This window comes from Marinobacter sp. NP-4(2019) (assembly GCF_003994855.1).
Taxonomy (GTDB): Bacteria; Pseudomonadota; Gammaproteobacteria; order Pseudomonadales; family Oleiphilaceae; genus Marinobacter.
In genome coordinates this window covers 1,408,785-1,423,762 of the sequence record NZ_CP034142.1, presented here as the reverse complement: position 1 = coordinate 1,423,762, position 14,978 = coordinate 1,408,785, and the positions used below count along the sequence as shown (strand labels likewise).

Sequence of the window (14,978 nt, the reverse complement as noted above, 5' to 3'; positions counted from 1 at the left end):
AATGGAGATCGACATGTCAGAACTCACCTTTTACACGCATCCTATGTCTCGCGGGCGCGTTGTACGCTGGATGCTCGAAGAAGTCGGTATTCCCTACACGGTGGAAACAATGGATTTCGGCCCGGATATGAAAACCCCGGAGTACCTGGCCATCAACCCCATGGGCAAGGTACCGGCCATCAAACACGGCAACGCGATTGTGACCGAGGTGGCGGCCATCTGCGCCTACCTGGCGGACCAGTTCCCGGAGAAAAAGCTGGCGCCGCCACCACAGTCACCGGAACGCGGGGCCTATTACCGTTGGCTGTTCTTCATGGCAGGCCCGTTTGAGATGGCCACCAGCGCCCTTGCCTACGGCTGGAAAATCGATAGTAGCAACGTGCAGGCGGTCGGCTGCGGTCGGGTGGAAGACAGCATTAATACATTGGAAAAAGTACTGGGCCAGACCCCGTACATCTGCGGCGATCAATTCACCGCAGCGGACGTGTTGGTCAGCAGTTACCTCTGGTGGGAAATGATGCAGAAGAACATTCCGACCAACGAGGTCTTCCAGGAATATGTAAACCGCACGGAAAGCAGGCCCGCGGCCAAACGCGCCAATGAGCTGGACGATGCGCTGGCCGAGCAGATGAACGTTGCCATGGCCTGACGGTCAGACGGCGACAGCCGGCGATACTGAGCATAAACCGCCCGGCACATTCAATACCCAGTCGCGGATGGCCAGTATCGTCGGATCCTGCCGGCGGCTTTCCGGGTAAACCAGATAGAACGGTTTACCCTCCAGTTCCGGACCGAAGGGCTGCACCAACCGCCCTTCGGCCAACTCATCCTTAATCAGCGGCCGACTCATCAAAGCCACCCCCTGGCCACCCAACGCGGCGGAAATCGCGTGGGTCTCGTCTGAAAATACCAGCCCGGCACTGACATCCAGCCCCGGTATCTCCGCCCGTTTCTGCCAGCCCGCCCAGTCCACCGGCGTAACCGATGCCTGCTGGGGACGAAAGTGGATCAGCGGATGGCTCGGCAGATCCTCCACTCTGGTGAGCCCCAAAAGGGGGCTGCAGGCCGGTATGAAGGTGTTATCAAACAGCTTTTCAGCGACCAGACCTGGCCAATGACCATCCCCGTAGCGGATGGCGAGATCCGCCGTAACTCCGTCTAACGCCACCGCTTCGTGTGAGGCGTGAATACGCAGGTCAATATCTGGATGGGTATCTCGCAGCATACATACCCAGGACAACAGCCAGCGCACGGCTACAGCCGGCGTCGTCGAGAGGGTGACTGCCTGGCGCGTTGGCACTGCTTTTAACCGTTCAACGGTGTTGCTGATGTTGTCGAAGGCTAAACCCAAAACCTCCTGCAGTTCCCTCCCCTGGGGCGTCAGCACCAGCTGTCGGGGTTTGCGAACGAACAGGGCCACTCCTAGCGCTTCTTCAAGCCCGCGAACCTGATGACTAATGGCCGTTGCAGTCACCGACAGTTCCTCGGCGGCCTGTTTGGCACTCTCATGGCGGGCGGCGGCCTCAAAGGCTCGCAGGGCAGAAAGCGACGGTAGGCGGCGGGGACTCATAGATGAATTCACCTCAGTTATAAGAGCAAAAAATGATCGTTTGTGAGCCTGAAAGTATGGATTTAGGCTTAATTCGCTGTCAACAACAGATGAATTTTCTCACAACCGAATGGAGCTCGACATGACCCATATCCTGCAACTCGACGCTTCCGCCCGCCCCGGCCGCGCGGGCACCCATGAACACGGCTCCCACAGCCGCAACCTTACCCATCGGTTCGTCGGCCGGTGGCAGTCCCAACGCCCCGGAGACACCGTGACCTATCGGGATGTCGGCGGCACGCCGCCTTCCTTCATTGACCAGCAATGGATACAAGCCGCCTTCACCCCGCCCGAGCAGCATGAGCCCTGGATGGACGACACACTGGCAGAAAGTGACCGACTGATCGATGAACTGGTCGCAGCGGACATACTGGTGATTGGCGCACCGCTGTACAACTTCGGCATGCCGGCAGCCCTCAAAGCCTGGGTTGACCAGGTGGTTCGCATGGGCCGGACCGTGGAGTATGACCCGTCGACTCCCGAAGACCCATTCACACCCCTGCTCGCGGACCGCCCCCGCCACGCGGTTATTCTCTCGTCTCGCGGTGGGGCGGGGTTTGAACCGGGCGCTGAACTGGCACATATGAATCACCTTGAGCCCAGCCTGACCACGGTGCTTGAGTTCATTGGCATCACCGATGTGCACTACATTGCCGTAGAGAATCAGGAGGAAGGCGGCGACGTTCTGGCTGCTTCCGTTGCTGAAGCAGAGCAACGGGTGGATGCGCTGGCGGCCGGGTTGCAGGATACGTTAGCAACTAAGCGCACCGATGAATCGGCAGAGCAGGTGAAGCCTGAAACTGTGTGATACTCTGGCCTGGCTCTGATCACCTTCAGAGTCAGGCCAGAGGCTCGCAGGCCTTTTCAGAGCGCGGTAGCTGAGTGGCATTCAGTGGCCACTTTCCGGATTACGTGCCGAGATACACCAGGAACTGGATGGCATGACAATGCACCCGGAATCATCCTGGTAGTGAGCAAGCGCCTCTCGCAGTGCCTCTTCGATTTCCGGGCGCTGCTGCTCCGCCAGCTCTCCAGCTTCCCGAAAGACTTCTCCGGCCGGCCCGATGGCCAACTGGAAATTGATGGCATCCTGGACCGAGTTCCCCACGGTAACCGGGCCATCGAGCTGTTCGAAGTTTATGTCCCGAAACCCTGCGATCTCCAGTTGCTTTGATACCACCTCGGTACTGGCCATGGAGAAGGGCCCGGGGCCACAGGAACGGGCGCCCTCGCCCGGTTCCGGCAGGTAACGCAGGACCACCTCCTTCGCCATACCCAACCAGGGGTTATAGTCGCTGCTGCGCCAGACAATGAAGATCAGTTCACCTCCCGGCCTCAGGGCCCTGCGGATGTTCTTCATGGCCAGTACCGGGTTTTCGAAGAACATCATGCCGAAGCGTGAGAAACACAGGTCGAAACGACCATCAAAGGGGTAACGCTCGACGTCTTCGGTAATGAACTGGATGTTGTCCAGCCCTGCCTTACCGGCATCGTCCCGGGCCTTGATCAGAAACTGCTCCACACAGTCGACGCCCAGCACGTAACCGTCGGGCCCGGTCTTGCGGGCCAGTTGGATGGCGGTATCTCCCCAGCCACACCCCACATCGAGAATCCGACTACCCGAGGTAACAGTCAGGCCTTCCAGAGGCACCCGGCTGTGATAACTAAGGCCTTCCATCAGAATGTGCCGGAACCGGTCGAATTTATCGGCCAGGGTGTCGTTCCAGAACTGCACATATTCAGTGGGTTCAGTCAGTTTGGTTGCGACCTCGCTCATGGGATCCTCCCTTGTGATATCTGGTTTTTCACGGGCATGGGGCCTCCGACCAGTGCCGGTAACACCAAGCCATTCCATGTTGCTGCAAGGACGCATTGGGTGGGCACTTTGTTCCCGGAATGGTAGGAATCGCGAGCGGAAGTTGGCGACGTTGTTTTGAAACACATAAGTTGCTTTTTTGCACCCTTCCTATTAGGCGCAGGATAACGCAACATATTTGTTGCTACGCCCCAAAAAAGAAACTAATATGTTTCTATAGGATAAAAAGCAACTCAAAGGCTTCCTTATGGCCTCACTTCTGACTCAACTCAAAAAGCGCCGATTAGAAATTGGACTGAAGCAGCACGACATGATGATGCGAGTCGGCATGTCCCGCCAGCAATATCAGCGCCTGGAGTCCAGGGGAAATCCCCGGCTTGATACACTTGAACTCATTGCCAAAGGCCTAAAAAGCGAACTCGTGCTTGTTCCCCAGGAAAAATTACAAGCGGTCATGGCAATCCTGGAGGGCGAACCGTCTGACAACAAAAGCGCCAAAACCCGCCCTTCCGAAGAAAAAAAACCGCTGTCAGATGATCCCTGGCAGGGTTTGCTCGGGGATATTGAATGACTGAAACAACAGGCGAAGAGGTCAATGTACTCCAACTGACCCTTCACGGCAGACTGGTTGGCTACCTGGCGGGTTTCCGGAACGGCCGCAATGTTCTGAGCTTTGCCGATGAATTCAGGGAAGACCCGAACCGCCCGACTCTCAGCCTGATCACGCATCCCCGCTTTCCGAACTCCGAAAAGCTACTTTCAGAGCCCTGGGCACGCAACCAAAAGCTCCATCCATCGCTATCCAATCTCTTGCCAGAAGGATCACTCAGGGAGCTTATTGCACAAGGCTTGAAGGTTCATGTCGATAATGAATTTCACCTGTTTTCCTATCTTGGCGAAGACCTGCCCGGGGCATTAATTGCAACGCCTATGGAGCCTGAAGCGGTTCCGGAAAGCGTTTTGTCTACTCACGGTAAGGCGAAAGCTGTGAAATTCGACAAAACCCACCTCGAAAACAAGTTTTCACTGGCGGGCGTACAGATGAAATTCTCCATGAAAGAAAAGGATGGTCGTTATAACCTCTCAAAAGGCGGCGAGTTGGGCGACTGGATCATCAAAACACCGTCCACGAAACACAGTCACGTTCCGCTCAATGAATACACGGCGATGACCCTCGCATCCTTGGCCGGCATAGATATCCCGGACATCAAACTGGTCGATCTGAACAAGCTGGACAACCTTCCGCCCATTAACCTCCCGAACGAAAGCCAGGCATTTGCCATCAAGCGGTTTGATCGTAACGGGCACGGACGCGTTCACATGGAGGACTTTGCACAGATACTGGTGAAATACCCCCATGAAAAATACAACTCGGCAAACTACGAGCAGATAGGCAGGGTGATCTATGAGTATGCCGGCGACGGTCTGACAGACGCCCAGCAATTTGCACGACGATTGTTGGTGAACATCCTGCTCGCTAATGGGGATGCTCACCTGAAAAACTGGAGCTTGCTCTATCCTGATCAAGTTACACCCAGGCTTTCTCCCGCCTACGACATCGTCGCAACCCGTGTGTATATTGAGAACGAAAGTGAGTTCGCGCTCAATCTGGGCAAAAGCAAACAGTGGTACGCCACCACGATGACCCACTTCCGGTCCTGGGCTGAAAAATCCGGGATACCCTGGCGAGCAATCAAGCCCCACCTGGATGACACCATGGAAAAAGCCCGCACCCTGTGGCCGAAGGCGCTTGAAGACCTGCCAATGACAGATGACCACAAACGCATCCTCAGGACACACTGGCGAGAACTCAGGAACGACTTCAGAATAGAAACCACATAATGCAAAACAGACGGCTTCCCGGGCCGCCCGCCCTCTATTCAGATCTGCTTGTACACCACCTCAGAAAGCTGGCTGCGGTTGCCGTCAGTATCGAGGGTGCGAATGGCAAAATACCAGGTACCTTCACTCAGCTGGTCGACCAGCAATTCGTCAACCGAGGCGTCGCCAATGGCCAGTGACTGGTCCATCGCGTCAGTAGCGGTGCCATAGACCACCTCATAACCCGCGATTTCACCCATGCTGAGGCTGTCTCCGTTTTCCCGGGTCAGCGGCGCGGTCCAGCTTAGCAGCGCGGCATCCGCCGGGATGGCGGTACCAGTGTCACTCGTTTCCGTTGGGTCACCTGAAGTATCTGTACTGGTGTCATCTCCATTCTCAATGGTGCCATCGCTGCCAGAGGTTGTGTCGCCAGAGTCAGCGAGACTGGTATCGGACTCCTCGTAAACATCGGCTATGGTCTCGAACCTCTGTACATTGCGTTGTTCAACCACCACAAGCTGCTGGCTGATGGTGGCGGAGTCCACTGTCATCTGGAGCTCAGACGCCTGCAGTGCCGAAGCGGCGATCAAGTCTGACAGGGCAAGGCTGTCCCCATCCCCCACGATCTGAATCTGCCCGGTGGCAGCTACCTGGGTCGTCATATCATTCAGAACCTGTGAGATGGTGCTCCACTGGGGGTTATCGTTTACCAATGCCAGGAAGGCCGCATTTGCAATCGCCACCTGCAGGGCATCGGCGGAAACATCGCTCAGTTGATCCAACCGGGTCAGATCTGGCGGCGCAAGATGCAGGGCACCGGCAGACAGGCCGAACCAGTTTTCGACGGAGGTGTAGGCGCCTGCCAGCGCGTCCGGAGACAGCCCCTGACTGTTTCTTTCCGCAAGCGCCACTGCCAGATGGGTCAGTGGCGTTAAATAGACGGTTTCGGAAATCAGATCACCTGCGCCGCGCAGACTGAAACCACTGTCGAGCCCCAGGGTCTGCCCAAAGGCAACGGTGCCTCCGTCAGCCTGATCACAGCCGGGAAGCACATCGCAGACCATGCGGGTATGCTGGTCGGTGCTGAGTTCAACCAGGGCCCAGCCGTCGGCCTTGCCCCGCAATCGCAGTTCATAGCTGCCATCGTCGGCGGTTCTGACGGTTTTGGCGGCCAGCCGGTCCAGCGAGTAGGTACCGTCTTTGTCCGCGATCAGGCGATTAGCCGTTACCATTCCCTGCTGAATGATGCCTTTGACAGCCGCGCCTGCGACTGTCACTACGGGTTCACCGGTATCTCCGCTCTCCTGCGACTGCGCAGTCGCGTTGCTGTCACTACCGGAACCACCCGAACCGCAGCCCACAAGCAGGGCCACTACAGGGAAACACAGCAGTCCTTGCTTCGATAATTTTTTGCCGCGATATAACATGTTTTGCACCAGTTTATTGACTATCCGGGCAAATCATATCGCGGGGTTTTTGGGTTATTTGCGCTCTGGTTCCCTGTTTTTCACGGCCATTTCGTCAAGAAGTTGGCACTTACACTCACAAACACAATGACATCGACTGTAACCTGACAACGGACGACAGGATTGATTACAGACATTTGTTCTCAAAGGAAAAACCAGAGATTTTTGAGGGGAACTCAAGAAGAGGAAGGAGAGAGGAGGGAGAATCCCCCTCCTCTTGCATTACAAATTAAAACAGAACATTCGTCGCCCCATTCGACTACTCACGCGCAATCAACCGGCGCACCTGCTCCAGGTTCTCATTGGATGTCACGTGGTAACTGGGTGACACCTTGGCGGCTTTCTCGAAGAACGTCTCAGCCTGTGGGTAATCTTCTTCAGCCATGCGGATATAACCCATGGTATTCAAGGCATCTGCTTTACTCATCACCTTGGCGAATGCCTCCAGTGCTTCGTCATAGCGCTCCAGACGGGTATATAGCTGACCCAGGTTTCGCCAGGTACGTTCGTGGCGGGGGGCAAGGCCGAGCGCGGTCTGATACTGGCTCTCGGCCCGTTCCCAGTGACCAATAAGGTAATAGGAGTAGCCCAGGTTATTGTGAAGCTTCACATTGCGGGGTGATATGGCAAGCGCCCTGTCGTAATAACTGCGAGCATCGGCAAAGTCGCCACGCAAGTCAGCCATAATGCCCAGGGCATTCAACGCCTGCCAGCGGTTGTTGTCGGCTTCAACCGCCTGTTCCAGCATAGTCCGGGCCTGCTCGTATTCCCGCTGTTTCATCATCATCAGCCCCAGGCCTTCAAGAGCACCGGGGTGAGTGGCATCCTTCTCAAGAGCCAGACGAAAGGCAGAGGCAGCCTTGTTGTTGGCTTCTTTGTGGAGGTTGATGGCACCGATTTTGTAGAAGGTATCGGCATTGTCCGGGTCCAGTTCCAATGAGCGGATGTACTCGAACACGGCTTCATCCACCTTGCCTTTCCGGTACGCAGCATCGCCCCTGGCGATGGCTTCCTCTGCCGACTCCACGGGCATCAGTGTGGAGAAGGTCAGCTCTGATGTGCCCTCGTACAGCTCCGTGTAGCTGTTGCCGGATTTAACCGCCGGATTGCTGGCGCAGCCGGCCAGGAGTAGTGCAGTAAGGATGACACCCAGGCCTCTCCGCTTCCGCAAACAATGCCAGCCAGCAACTCGACTACCCTGATGCAATTCCTTTGTATGCTGATATGCCGTCATGGTAAATCCTCAAATTTCTATTGTGCTTGTCACCAAGCCTGGAAGTGGTCTAGCAAACCAACTACAGCAGGGCCTATGGCTACGACGAAAAATGCTGGAAACATGCACATAACCAGCGGGAACACCATTTTCGTGGAAATAGTGGCTGCCGCCTCTTCAGCGCGTTGCATGCGCTTGTCGCGAAATTCCTCTGAATAGATACGTAGGGACTCGGCAGTACTGGTACCAAACCGGAGGCTCTGGCTCAGTAGCGCTACCAGACCACTGATTTCCTCCAGACCAGTGCGATCGGCCAGGTTTTTGAGGGCATCAACCCGATCCACGCCGGCGCGCATTTCACTGTTCACCAGGGCGAGCTCTTCAGCCAGTTCCGGATGGCCAACCACCAACTCATCAGACACTCGCTGTATCGCAGGCTTCAGACCATAGCCAGCCTCAGTACACACCACCAACAGGTCCAAGGCGTCGGGGAAGCCGTTGTACAGTTTGCGTTTACGGCGCTCAACCAGTTTACCTAGTACATAGTTGGGGCCAAGCGCTCCTAGAAGCATCGCTGCTGCCGCCGCTTGTATAACTTCCAGACTGGCCAGCCCCGGCACCCATTTCAGCCCGAAAAACACTGCCAGAGGCAGACCCACGATCAACAGGGTTTTTATAGCGTAAAAATTGGACAAGGCATTCTCGTTACGAAAGCCGGCATGGGTCAGTCGCTGAGCAGTTCGGCTACGCTCCTTTTCTTTCTTTGGCAGCACATAAGGAGCAATAGCCTTGAGTAATGGTGTAAAAGAGCCACCACTCGGCGCTGCGCCAACCTCCGGGGCCACCACATTGTGTAGGCGGCTGCGCACCGGATGAAACAGGGTGGACATCAGGAACATGCCGGCCAGGGCAAGGCAAAACACGGCCACCGCCATCAACACTACAAAGACCATTTGCGCCATCTGCCGATCCTTGAGGACGCTATCAAGCATTCCGATCAGGTAATCCATGGCTCTTCTCCCTATACCTTTAGGTTAAGTATCTTCTTGATCCAGAAAACTCCGATGACGATCAGCACCAAAGCGATAAGGATAAGATCACTCCCCCGTGAGCTTTCTGTGAGCATCGGCATGTAGTCCGGATTCACCAGCGAAATCAGCACAAACAGGACAAACGGGGTCATCGTCAGCACCCAGGCCGAAATCCGCCCCTCCGCCGACAGGGTCCGGACCCTGCGCTGGAAACGGAACCGGCCACGGATAACAGAAGCTATTTTCTCCAATACTTCGGCGAGGTTACCGCCGGACTCCCGCTGAACCAGCACAGCGGTGATCAAAGCCATGATCAGCACACTGGGCACCCGTTGCAGCAATCCGAACAGTGCAGAGCGGACATCTCCCCCGTAATTGATTTCATTGAAGGTTGTCTGGAACTCTTCCTTTACCGGACTGGGCATTTCGGTGGATACCAGACGAATGGCCTCAATAAACGGGTGACCTGCCCGAAGGGCACGAATGATTACATCCACTACATCCGGCAATTGCTCTTCAATCTTTGCAATTCGTTCGCTGCGCTTTTTTTTCAAATAGATAAATGGCATGAGTGCACCAAGCGGCGCGACAATCAGCGGCGACCACCAGGCACCACTGATCGAGAAGCCAACAAACCCGGCCACCACCGCCAACAACACCGCTAACAGCAGCACCCGATAGGCCCGGGTACGATAACCACTCTGGGCAACCAACGTGACCAGCGGCTGCAAAAGGGACAGGGTCTCCAGCCGCTTCTCCAGCGGCGACAAATCCTTCAGGTAATGCTCCCGCATCAGCGATACCCGTTTCTCTGCTCCCTCTTTGGTCGTCAGGTGCTTCATGCGTTGGTTCAAACGCTTCCGGGCGCCGCGACTCTCTCCGAATACCGGAATCACCATACCCTGGGACAACAGGAACACCGCCACAAAGACAAGTGCGAGAAATATCCACAGTTTATCGCCTAATACGTCCATGGCTCAGCCCTCGAAATCCGGATCATAGAGTGACAATGGCAACGCAATGCCACGCTGCTGCAGGTGTTCCTGGAAGCGGGGCACAATACCCGTTGCCCGGTAACTGCCTTGCACCCTGCCGTGCTCGTCCCGCCCCTGGCGGCGGAAGGTAAAGATCTCGGACATGGTAATCACATCCCCTTCCATGCCGTTGATCTCCTGCACACTCACCAAACGTCGTGTGCCATCCTCCTGACGCTCAACCTGCAGGACGACATCAATGGCAGAGGCCACCTGGGAGCGGACCGCCTTGGTAGGCATGGTGGTGCCCGTCATGGACACCATGTTCTCGATCCGGGTAAGCGCATCCCGGGGGGCATTGGCGTGGAGCGTGGTCATGGAGCCATCGTGGCCGGTATTCATCGCTTGCAGCATATCCAGTGCTTCCGGCCCCCGCACCTCACCGACAATGATACGGTCGGGGCGCATCCGCAGGCTGTTGCGCACCAGATCCCGCTGGGTGACTTCGCCCTTGTTCTCGATGTTTGGTGGACGGGTTTCCAGTCTCGCCACGTGGGGCTGCTGTAGCTGCAACTCCGCGGAATCCTCAATGGTGACGATCCGCTCATCGTGGGGCACAAAACCGGACATAACGTTCAGCAAAGTGGTCTTACCGGAACCGGTTCCTCCGGAGATCAGGACATTGAGTCGGCCACGAACAATGCCTTCCAAAAGATTCGCTATAGGAGGCGTTAAGGTGCCTCTCTCCATCAAGGCTTCCATCGATAACCGGCCAATGGAAAAGCGACGAATCGACAGGAGCGGCCCGTCCACAGCCAAAGGCGGGATAATGGCGTTCACCCGGGAACCATCCTTCAGCCGGGCGTCCACCATGGGGGAAGACTCGTCAATCCGGCGCCCCACACTGGAAACAATGCGGTCGATCGTATTCAATAGATGAGTATCGCTCTGGAAGGTGACATTTTCCCTCTCAAGCTTGCCATTACGCTCCACATAGATGCAGTTGTATCCGTTGACCAGGATGTCTGAGATGGATTTGTCCGCCAACAGGGGTTCAAGAGGACCGAAACCGAGAATATCGTCCTGGATCTGCTTGAGGATACGTTGGCGAGCTGTCAGCGACAGGGGTATCGACTCCTCCGACATCAATCTCTGACCAATGTCCAGTAACTGGCGTTCAGCCTCCTCGCGACCTAACGTCCCCAGCAGTGACAGATCCAGCACTTTCATTAGCTTATGATGGATCTTCTGCTTCCAGACCCGTTCCTGCTCCTCTTCCACCCGACGAGCGGAGTCCTTGCCATTGCCTGTCGCCACCAGTGGAGGTTCCAGCTCACTCTTGCCAACGCTGTTCATTCTGCCAAGTTCCATGACGCCCTCCTCAGGCTCCTGCCAGTTTCCGCCACATCCGGCCAAGACCAGACTGCGGTGCTTCTTTCTTGCCGCTGAGGCTCTCAGCCATATGCACCATGCTTCGGCTCACCAATGAGGATGGTGCCGATTCCAGCAATGGCACTCCCAGGTTCGCGCTCTCCGCGACTTTCGCATAGTCGTTGGGAATACAGGTGAGCTCTTCTACCCCTAACGCCTGCTGTATATCAGAAGTGGTCAGGGCGAGGCGTTTATTCCAGCGGTTCACGACCACTCCGATTCGATCCGCGGGTATGCCCATATAGCGGGTAAGATAATGCAGCAGGCGGCGGGCATCCTGGATGTGGGATATGCTCTGTTGCATGACCAGCAACACCCGATCGGCATTTTCCAGGAGTGCACCGGTAACGCTGTCGATCTGCCGCGGCAGGTCAACCACGGTATGGTCGTAGCCGGAGCGCAGCAGCAACAGGAGTTTTTGTAATTGGTTATCGTCGATATCCCCTGGCACCACCAGCTGATCCGAACCGTTGCCGAGCAAATGTAATCCACTCTTATGCTTCACCATATGTCCCTCAAGCGCCAACAAGTCCATATTGTCGGCACGCAGGATGGCATCAATCAGACCACCGCTCTCTTTCAGGTCGAAAGCCGATGCCAGATGACCAAACTGCAGATCCATATCCAGCAGGGCAACCCGATCCTCAATCCGTTCAACCAGGCTATGAGCTAATGCGCCCGCGATAGTGCTGGCGCCTGAGCCGCCCTTGGCATTAATCACTGCGTACAGATTGCCGTCCTGCTTACTCGCTGGCTGAAGTTCGCGAGCAACGCGCTGCAGGGCTTCCAACAATTCCTGCTTCTGGACCGGGAACGTGAAGTAGTCACGAGCGCCGACCTGCATGGCATTGCGCATGATGGTGGTGTTTTCCGGACCGGTCACCATCGTAGGTACACGCCCGGAAACAGGTCGCTCATCCAGCGACTTCAGCTCGTTGTCCCAGGCGACGGTGGTACAGAACAGCAGTACATCAGGTAGGTCCGCTATGTTGTGAAGCGGATCGGAATGTCCATTGGTAATCAGACGCTTGCTCAGTGATAAATCAGGCTCGTTGGCAAGCATCTGTTCGAGTTCTTCCAGCTCCTGGGCGTTACGCCCTGCAATCAAAACCGTCATCTTTGCTTTCATGGCTTTTCCTTCCCTGCTCGCTCAACTGACTGTTCCGAAACAGCCGGTGCCTTCCGGCGACACGCCCAGGCTCTCCCGGGGCAGAACAGTAATAAATGGCGGTAACTCAAATTCCTGGAAAAAGAACGGAATGATCAGTTGGTGCCGAAAACCGCTGACTTCACTCCGCACAAAGGCAATATCCAGGTAGTTGGTGGTCGGGTCGGCCACCTCGCTGCCAGTCCGGTCCAGATAGTCGAGATCGATCAGACCTTCGTGCAAATCTCTCAATATTGGGCTGTTCCCCGAGGATGTTGGTTCGTCAAACATCGCTACCCGTCGAATGGCACTGTGTTCGACGGGGCAAACAACCGCTACCCGGGCCGCGCGCCGACTGGTTTCATCCAGCGTGTTCCAGACAAACAGCAGGCGACCGAACTCAATGGCGGCAAACAACAGAATGAAAAACATCGCCCCGACCAGGGCGAACTCCACGGTATGCAAACCGGACTGAGATCGGATATTCATAGCGCCCTCATCAGCACAGTACCGTTCATTTCAAAGGTCATGTCGATGGGATCCCCACCGTAGAATGCGGGGATGCGACCAACGATCGGCACATAGCTGTACCTGGCGTGGACCTCAACGTGGCTGGCATCCGGACTGGACACACTGATTTCATCCGTTGACCACCCCGGCAAAAGGGACTCACCCGCACCAACCGTGTTGCCGTACACCACCAGGTTGCTGGTCTCCTGCACCAGTGCGCTATCGAGCAAGATCAGGCCCACACTGCCATTCATAGCGTGGGACGCTACGTGTCTCGCTCCGTCCTGTGTCGCCCGGGTCATGGTGTGGTACTGGTGAAATGCCCAGCCCAACTCACTGACCGCGAACACCACCAATATCAGCAGCGGTGCTGTCAGCATGAATTCCAGTACGGCGATGCCCTGCTGTTTTCTCCCGGTCCTGGGGTATGCGTTCATGACTTCTCTCCGTGTTTTGCCAGTACCGCTCAGCTATCAAAGCTATCCGGGTCCTTGTAAAGCTGGATAATGTGGGGACCTGGTCCGGCGCCAGGATTCGGCCCAGGTGTCCCACTGCCGCCGCAATCGTCCTTGAACTGACCGTATAATACGGCCTGGCCGTGTTGGTCCATCTCGTCCACCATGTAGAAGCAGGCGAATCCAAGCAGCTCCACGCTATCCTGACCGTTGGCCAGTCCGTCACAGTTCCCGACCGGCATGGTCAGGACACGGCGACCGGGCGCACCATCCGGTGGTGGGTCCAGAGTGACGGTCTCGTATTGCGACTCGTACCAGTCCAGGTCGTAGGGAGGTATTTCCTCATTTTCGTAATGGTCTTCTGTATAGTCCTCATGCTGCGGAAACCAATCGGGGGGATAATCAGATTCCTTCATCCCCCCTTATAGATACCTAAACGAGTGTTAATTCCCTGAACAAACGGACCAACGGTGTTACCGGGTTCAGTTTCAATATCATCATCTGTAGCAAGACAGGCATCATATTTTCCGGCCGCCGCGTCCCGCACATCGTCACCACCCTGACTGCCGTCAAGTCGGATCAGATAGTAGTTCCCGGCTCCCACCTCGGAAGTGGTGCCAGAACCGATCTTCAACTGCTCCACCTCACCCCTGGAATAACCATAATTGTCCTCATCCGGCGTACCACAGGCCATCATCGGCACCACGTCGCAAACATCCTCAAGGGTCGTACTTGGACCAGCAACCGCAGTGCCAGCAGCCGTGAGATCATCGAACCCAAACACCGGCGTAAACCATTCTGCGACGTCGTAACTGGCGACACTCGCCCTCACATATTGAGGAGGCGAGGTCGCTGACACAAAGGGATTCAGAGTGGCAGAGAATTCAAAGACCAGGGTCAGGCTACCGTCACTGGCAGCTGCACCGAGACCCGCATTACCTGGTGCCGCCAGGTTGGCGGCAAACGTCGTATGACCAGCACTTTCGGCCAGGGCCGTATTGCCGGTCTGATCCAGCACCTTGGCCGCGCTGAGCGCAGCGGCATCCAGAGCATTCTGAAGCCGAGTTTTTTCAAGATGTGCATTACTCATATCCAGCGCAAGGGCTGCCATTCCCAGGATGGCTATCAGGGAAATAGCGACCATTGGCAGAATAGCCCCCCGCTGAAATGCCTGTGCCCCGTTGACTGAATTCATGATCAGCTCTCCCTGTTAGCGCGAAAGCCCAAGGCCAGCGCTACCACTCATATCCGGAGTCATTCGCGCAGGGTTGCCGGTATCCTTGCGATAGCTGTTGTATCCGGCTTCCGCTTTGCGACCGTCAAGGACAGGAAGCTCTCGCACTTCCTGATCTGGCGACACATATTTCTGGGCGGCAATCATTTGGCGCACCGAGTTACCGAACTGATCTTCGGAGCTCGGTGAAGCGCACCCGGCAATCAGCAGGCCAACCGCCAACCCTGTCACCACTGTCTTGAAATTGTGTTTGTATGCGTCCATGTCGTTC

17 protein-coding genes are annotated in these 14,978 nt (G+C 56.1%); 4 read left to right on the top strand and 13 right to left on the bottom strand.

What is annotated here, in order from left to right; translation table 11 throughout:
• Window positions 1–13: 13 nt before the first annotated feature.
• A complete protein-coding gene (locus tag EHN06_RS06590) occupies window positions 14–649 on the top strand; it encodes a glutathione S-transferase family protein (protein WP_127331295.1) in 636 nt (211 codons plus the stop codon).
• Between the two features lie 3 nt (window positions 650–652).
• Here EHN06_RS06590 and EHN06_RS06585 read toward each other — a convergent pair whose 3' ends face one another.
• Window positions 653–1,570: a LysR substrate-binding domain-containing protein gene (locus EHN06_RS06585; RefSeq protein ID WP_127331293.1), complete on the bottom strand. Its 918-nt coding sequence runs from the start codon at window positions 1,568–1,570 to the stop codon at window positions 653–655.
• Window positions 1,571–1,691: 121 nt separating this feature from the next.
• On the opposite strand from EHN06_RS06585, the gene EHN06_RS06580 reads away from it, so the two are divergent.
• Entirely contained in the window at window positions 1,692–2,417 is a 726-nt protein-coding gene (locus EHN06_RS06580; RefSeq protein ID WP_127331291.1) for an FMN-dependent NADH-azoreductase, read from the top strand.
• 81 nt (window positions 2,418–2,498) lie between these two features.
• Here EHN06_RS06580 and EHN06_RS06575 read toward each other — a convergent pair whose 3' ends face one another.
• Entirely contained in the window at window positions 2,499–3,386 is an 888-nt protein-coding gene (locus tag EHN06_RS06575) for a class I SAM-dependent methyltransferase (RefSeq protein ID WP_127331289.1), read from the bottom strand.
• A 286-nt stretch (window positions 3,387–3,672) separates the two neighbouring features.
• Between EHN06_RS06575 and EHN06_RS06570 the strand changes: the two genes are divergently transcribed.
• Together EHN06_RS06570 and EHN06_RS06565 are read left to right on the top strand one after the other, a co-directional pair.
• On the top strand, window positions 3,673–3,996 hold the full coding sequence (locus EHN06_RS06570) for a helix-turn-helix domain-containing protein (RefSeq protein WP_127331287.1): 324 nt from the start codon (window positions 3,673–3,675) through the stop codon (window positions 3,994–3,996).
• Window positions 3,993–5,267 (top strand): type II toxin-antitoxin system HipA family toxin, encoded by a 1,275-nt coding sequence (locus EHN06_RS06565; RefSeq protein ID WP_127331285.1) that lies wholly within the window; start codon window positions 3,993–3,995, stop codon window positions 5,265–5,267. The genes EHN06_RS06570 and EHN06_RS06565 overlap by 4 nt, the downstream gene beginning before the upstream one ends.
• Before the next feature lie 38 nt (window positions 5,268–5,305).
• Here the strand turns inward: EHN06_RS06565 and EHN06_RS06560 are convergent, their stop codons facing one another.
• The 11 genes from EHN06_RS06560 to EHN06_RS06510 form a co-directional block, all read right to left on the bottom strand.
• The gene (locus EHN06_RS06560) at window positions 5,306–6,673 is read right to left on the bottom strand and encodes a fibronectin type III domain-containing protein (protein ID WP_127334367.1); all 1,368 of its coding nucleotides are present in this window, start codon (window positions 6,671–6,673) and stop codon (window positions 5,306–5,308) included.
• 298 nt (window positions 6,674–6,971) lie between these two features.
• Entirely contained in the window at window positions 6,972–7,946 is a 975-nt protein-coding gene (locus EHN06_RS06555; protein WP_127331283.1) for a tetratricopeptide repeat protein, read from the bottom strand.
• Between the two features lie 29 nt (window positions 7,947–7,975).
• On the bottom strand, window positions 7,976–8,935 hold the full coding sequence (locus EHN06_RS06550; protein WP_127331281.1) for a type II secretion system F family protein: 960 nt from the start codon (window positions 8,933–8,935) through the stop codon (window positions 7,976–7,978).
• Between the two features lie 11 nt (window positions 8,936–8,946).
• A complete protein-coding gene (locus EHN06_RS06545; RefSeq protein ID WP_127331279.1) occupies window positions 8,947–9,930 on the bottom strand; it encodes a type II secretion system F family protein in 984 nt (327 codons plus the stop codon).
• Between the two features lie 3 nt (window positions 9,931–9,933).
• Window positions 9,934–11,301, bottom strand: a complete 1,368-nt coding sequence (locus tag EHN06_RS06540) for a CpaF family protein (RefSeq protein WP_127331277.1) — start codon at window positions 11,299–11,301, stop codon at window positions 9,934–9,936.
• A gap of 10 nt (window positions 11,302–11,311) precedes the next feature.
• A complete protein-coding gene (locus tag EHN06_RS06535) occupies window positions 11,312–12,490 on the bottom strand; it encodes an AAA family ATPase (RefSeq protein ID WP_127331275.1) in 1,179 nt (392 codons plus the stop codon).
• 21 nt (window positions 12,491–12,511) lie between these two features.
• Window positions 12,512–12,997 (bottom strand): TadE/TadG family type IV pilus assembly protein, encoded by a 486-nt coding sequence (locus tag EHN06_RS06530; RefSeq protein WP_127331273.1) that lies wholly within the window; start codon window positions 12,995–12,997, stop codon window positions 12,512–12,514.
• Complete coding sequence (locus EHN06_RS06525; protein WP_127331271.1) at window positions 12,994–13,455, bottom strand: TadE/TadG family type IV pilus assembly protein; 462 nt, start codon at window positions 13,453–13,455, stop codon at window positions 12,994–12,996. Before EHN06_RS06525 ends, EHN06_RS06530 begins: the two co-directional genes overlap by 4 nt.
• 29 nt (window positions 13,456–13,484) lie before the next feature.
• Window positions 13,485–13,889 (bottom strand): hypothetical protein, encoded by a 405-nt coding sequence (locus EHN06_RS06520; protein ID WP_127331269.1) that lies wholly within the window; start codon window positions 13,887–13,889, stop codon window positions 13,485–13,487.
• A complete protein-coding gene (locus tag EHN06_RS06515; protein WP_127331267.1) occupies window positions 13,886–14,668 on the bottom strand; it encodes a pilus assembly protein TadG-related protein in 783 nt (260 codons plus the stop codon). Before EHN06_RS06515 ends, EHN06_RS06520 begins: the two co-directional genes overlap by 4 nt.
• Window positions 14,669–14,683: 15 nt before the next feature.
• Window positions 14,684–14,971, bottom strand: a complete 288-nt coding sequence (locus tag EHN06_RS06510) for a hypothetical protein (RefSeq protein WP_127331265.1) — start codon at window positions 14,969–14,971, stop codon at window positions 14,684–14,686.
• Window positions 14,972–14,978: the final 7 nt, after the last annotated feature.

Coding starts and splice junctions, on each gene's coding strand:
- EHN06_RS06590 (WP_127331295.1), top strand. CDS start 14: ATGTCAGAACTCACCTTTTACACGCATCCTATGTCTCGCGGGCGCGTT.
- EHN06_RS06585 (WP_127331293.1), bottom strand. CDS start 1,570: ATGAGTCCCCGCCGCCTACCGTCGCTTTCTGCCCTGCGAGCCTTTGAG.
- EHN06_RS06580 (WP_127331291.1), top strand. CDS start 1,692: ATGACCCATATCCTGCAACTCGACGCTTCCGCCCGCCCCGGCCGCGCG.
- EHN06_RS06575 (WP_127331289.1), bottom strand. CDS start 3,386: ATGAGCGAGGTCGCAACCAAACTGACTGAACCCACTGAATATGTGCAG.
- EHN06_RS06570 (WP_127331287.1), top strand. CDS start 3,673: ATGGCCTCACTTCTGACTCAACTCAAAAAGCGCCGATTAGAAATTGGA.
- EHN06_RS06565 (WP_127331285.1), top strand. CDS start 3,993: ATGACTGAAACAACAGGCGAAGAGGTCAATGTACTCCAACTGACCCTT.
- EHN06_RS06560 (WP_127334367.1), bottom strand. CDS start 6,673: ATGTTATATCGCGGCAAAAAATTATCGAAGCAAGGACTGCTGTGTTTC.
- EHN06_RS06555 (WP_127331283.1), bottom strand. CDS start 7,946: ATGACGGCATATCAGCATACAAAGGAATTGCATCAGGGTAGTCGAGTT.
- EHN06_RS06550 (WP_127331281.1), bottom strand. CDS start 8,935: ATGGATTACCTGATCGGAATGCTTGATAGCGTCCTCAAGGATCGGCAG.
- EHN06_RS06545 (WP_127331279.1), bottom strand. CDS start 9,930: ATGGACGTATTAGGCGATAAACTGTGGATATTTCTCGCACTTGTCTTT.
- EHN06_RS06540 (WP_127331277.1), bottom strand. CDS start 11,301: ATGGAACTTGGCAGAATGAACAGCGTTGGCAAGAGTGAGCTGGAACCT.
- EHN06_RS06535 (WP_127331275.1), bottom strand. CDS start 12,490: ATGAAAGCAAAGATGACGGTTTTGATTGCAGGGCGTAACGCCCAGGAG.
- EHN06_RS06530 (WP_127331273.1), bottom strand. CDS start 12,997: ATGAATATCCGATCTCAGTCCGGTTTGCATACCGTGGAGTTCGCCCTG.
- EHN06_RS06525 (WP_127331271.1), bottom strand. CDS start 13,455: ATGAACGCATACCCCAGGACCGGGAGAAAACAGCAGGGCATCGCCGTA.
- EHN06_RS06520 (WP_127331269.1), bottom strand. CDS start 13,889: ATGAAGGAATCTGATTATCCCCCCGATTGGTTTCCGCAGCATGAGGAC.
- EHN06_RS06515 (WP_127331267.1), bottom strand. CDS start 14,668: ATGAATTCAGTCAACGGGGCACAGGCATTTCAGCGGGGGGCTATTCTG.
- EHN06_RS06510 (WP_127331265.1), bottom strand. CDS start 14,971: ATGGACGCATACAAACACAATTTCAAGACAGTGGTGACAGGGTTGGCG.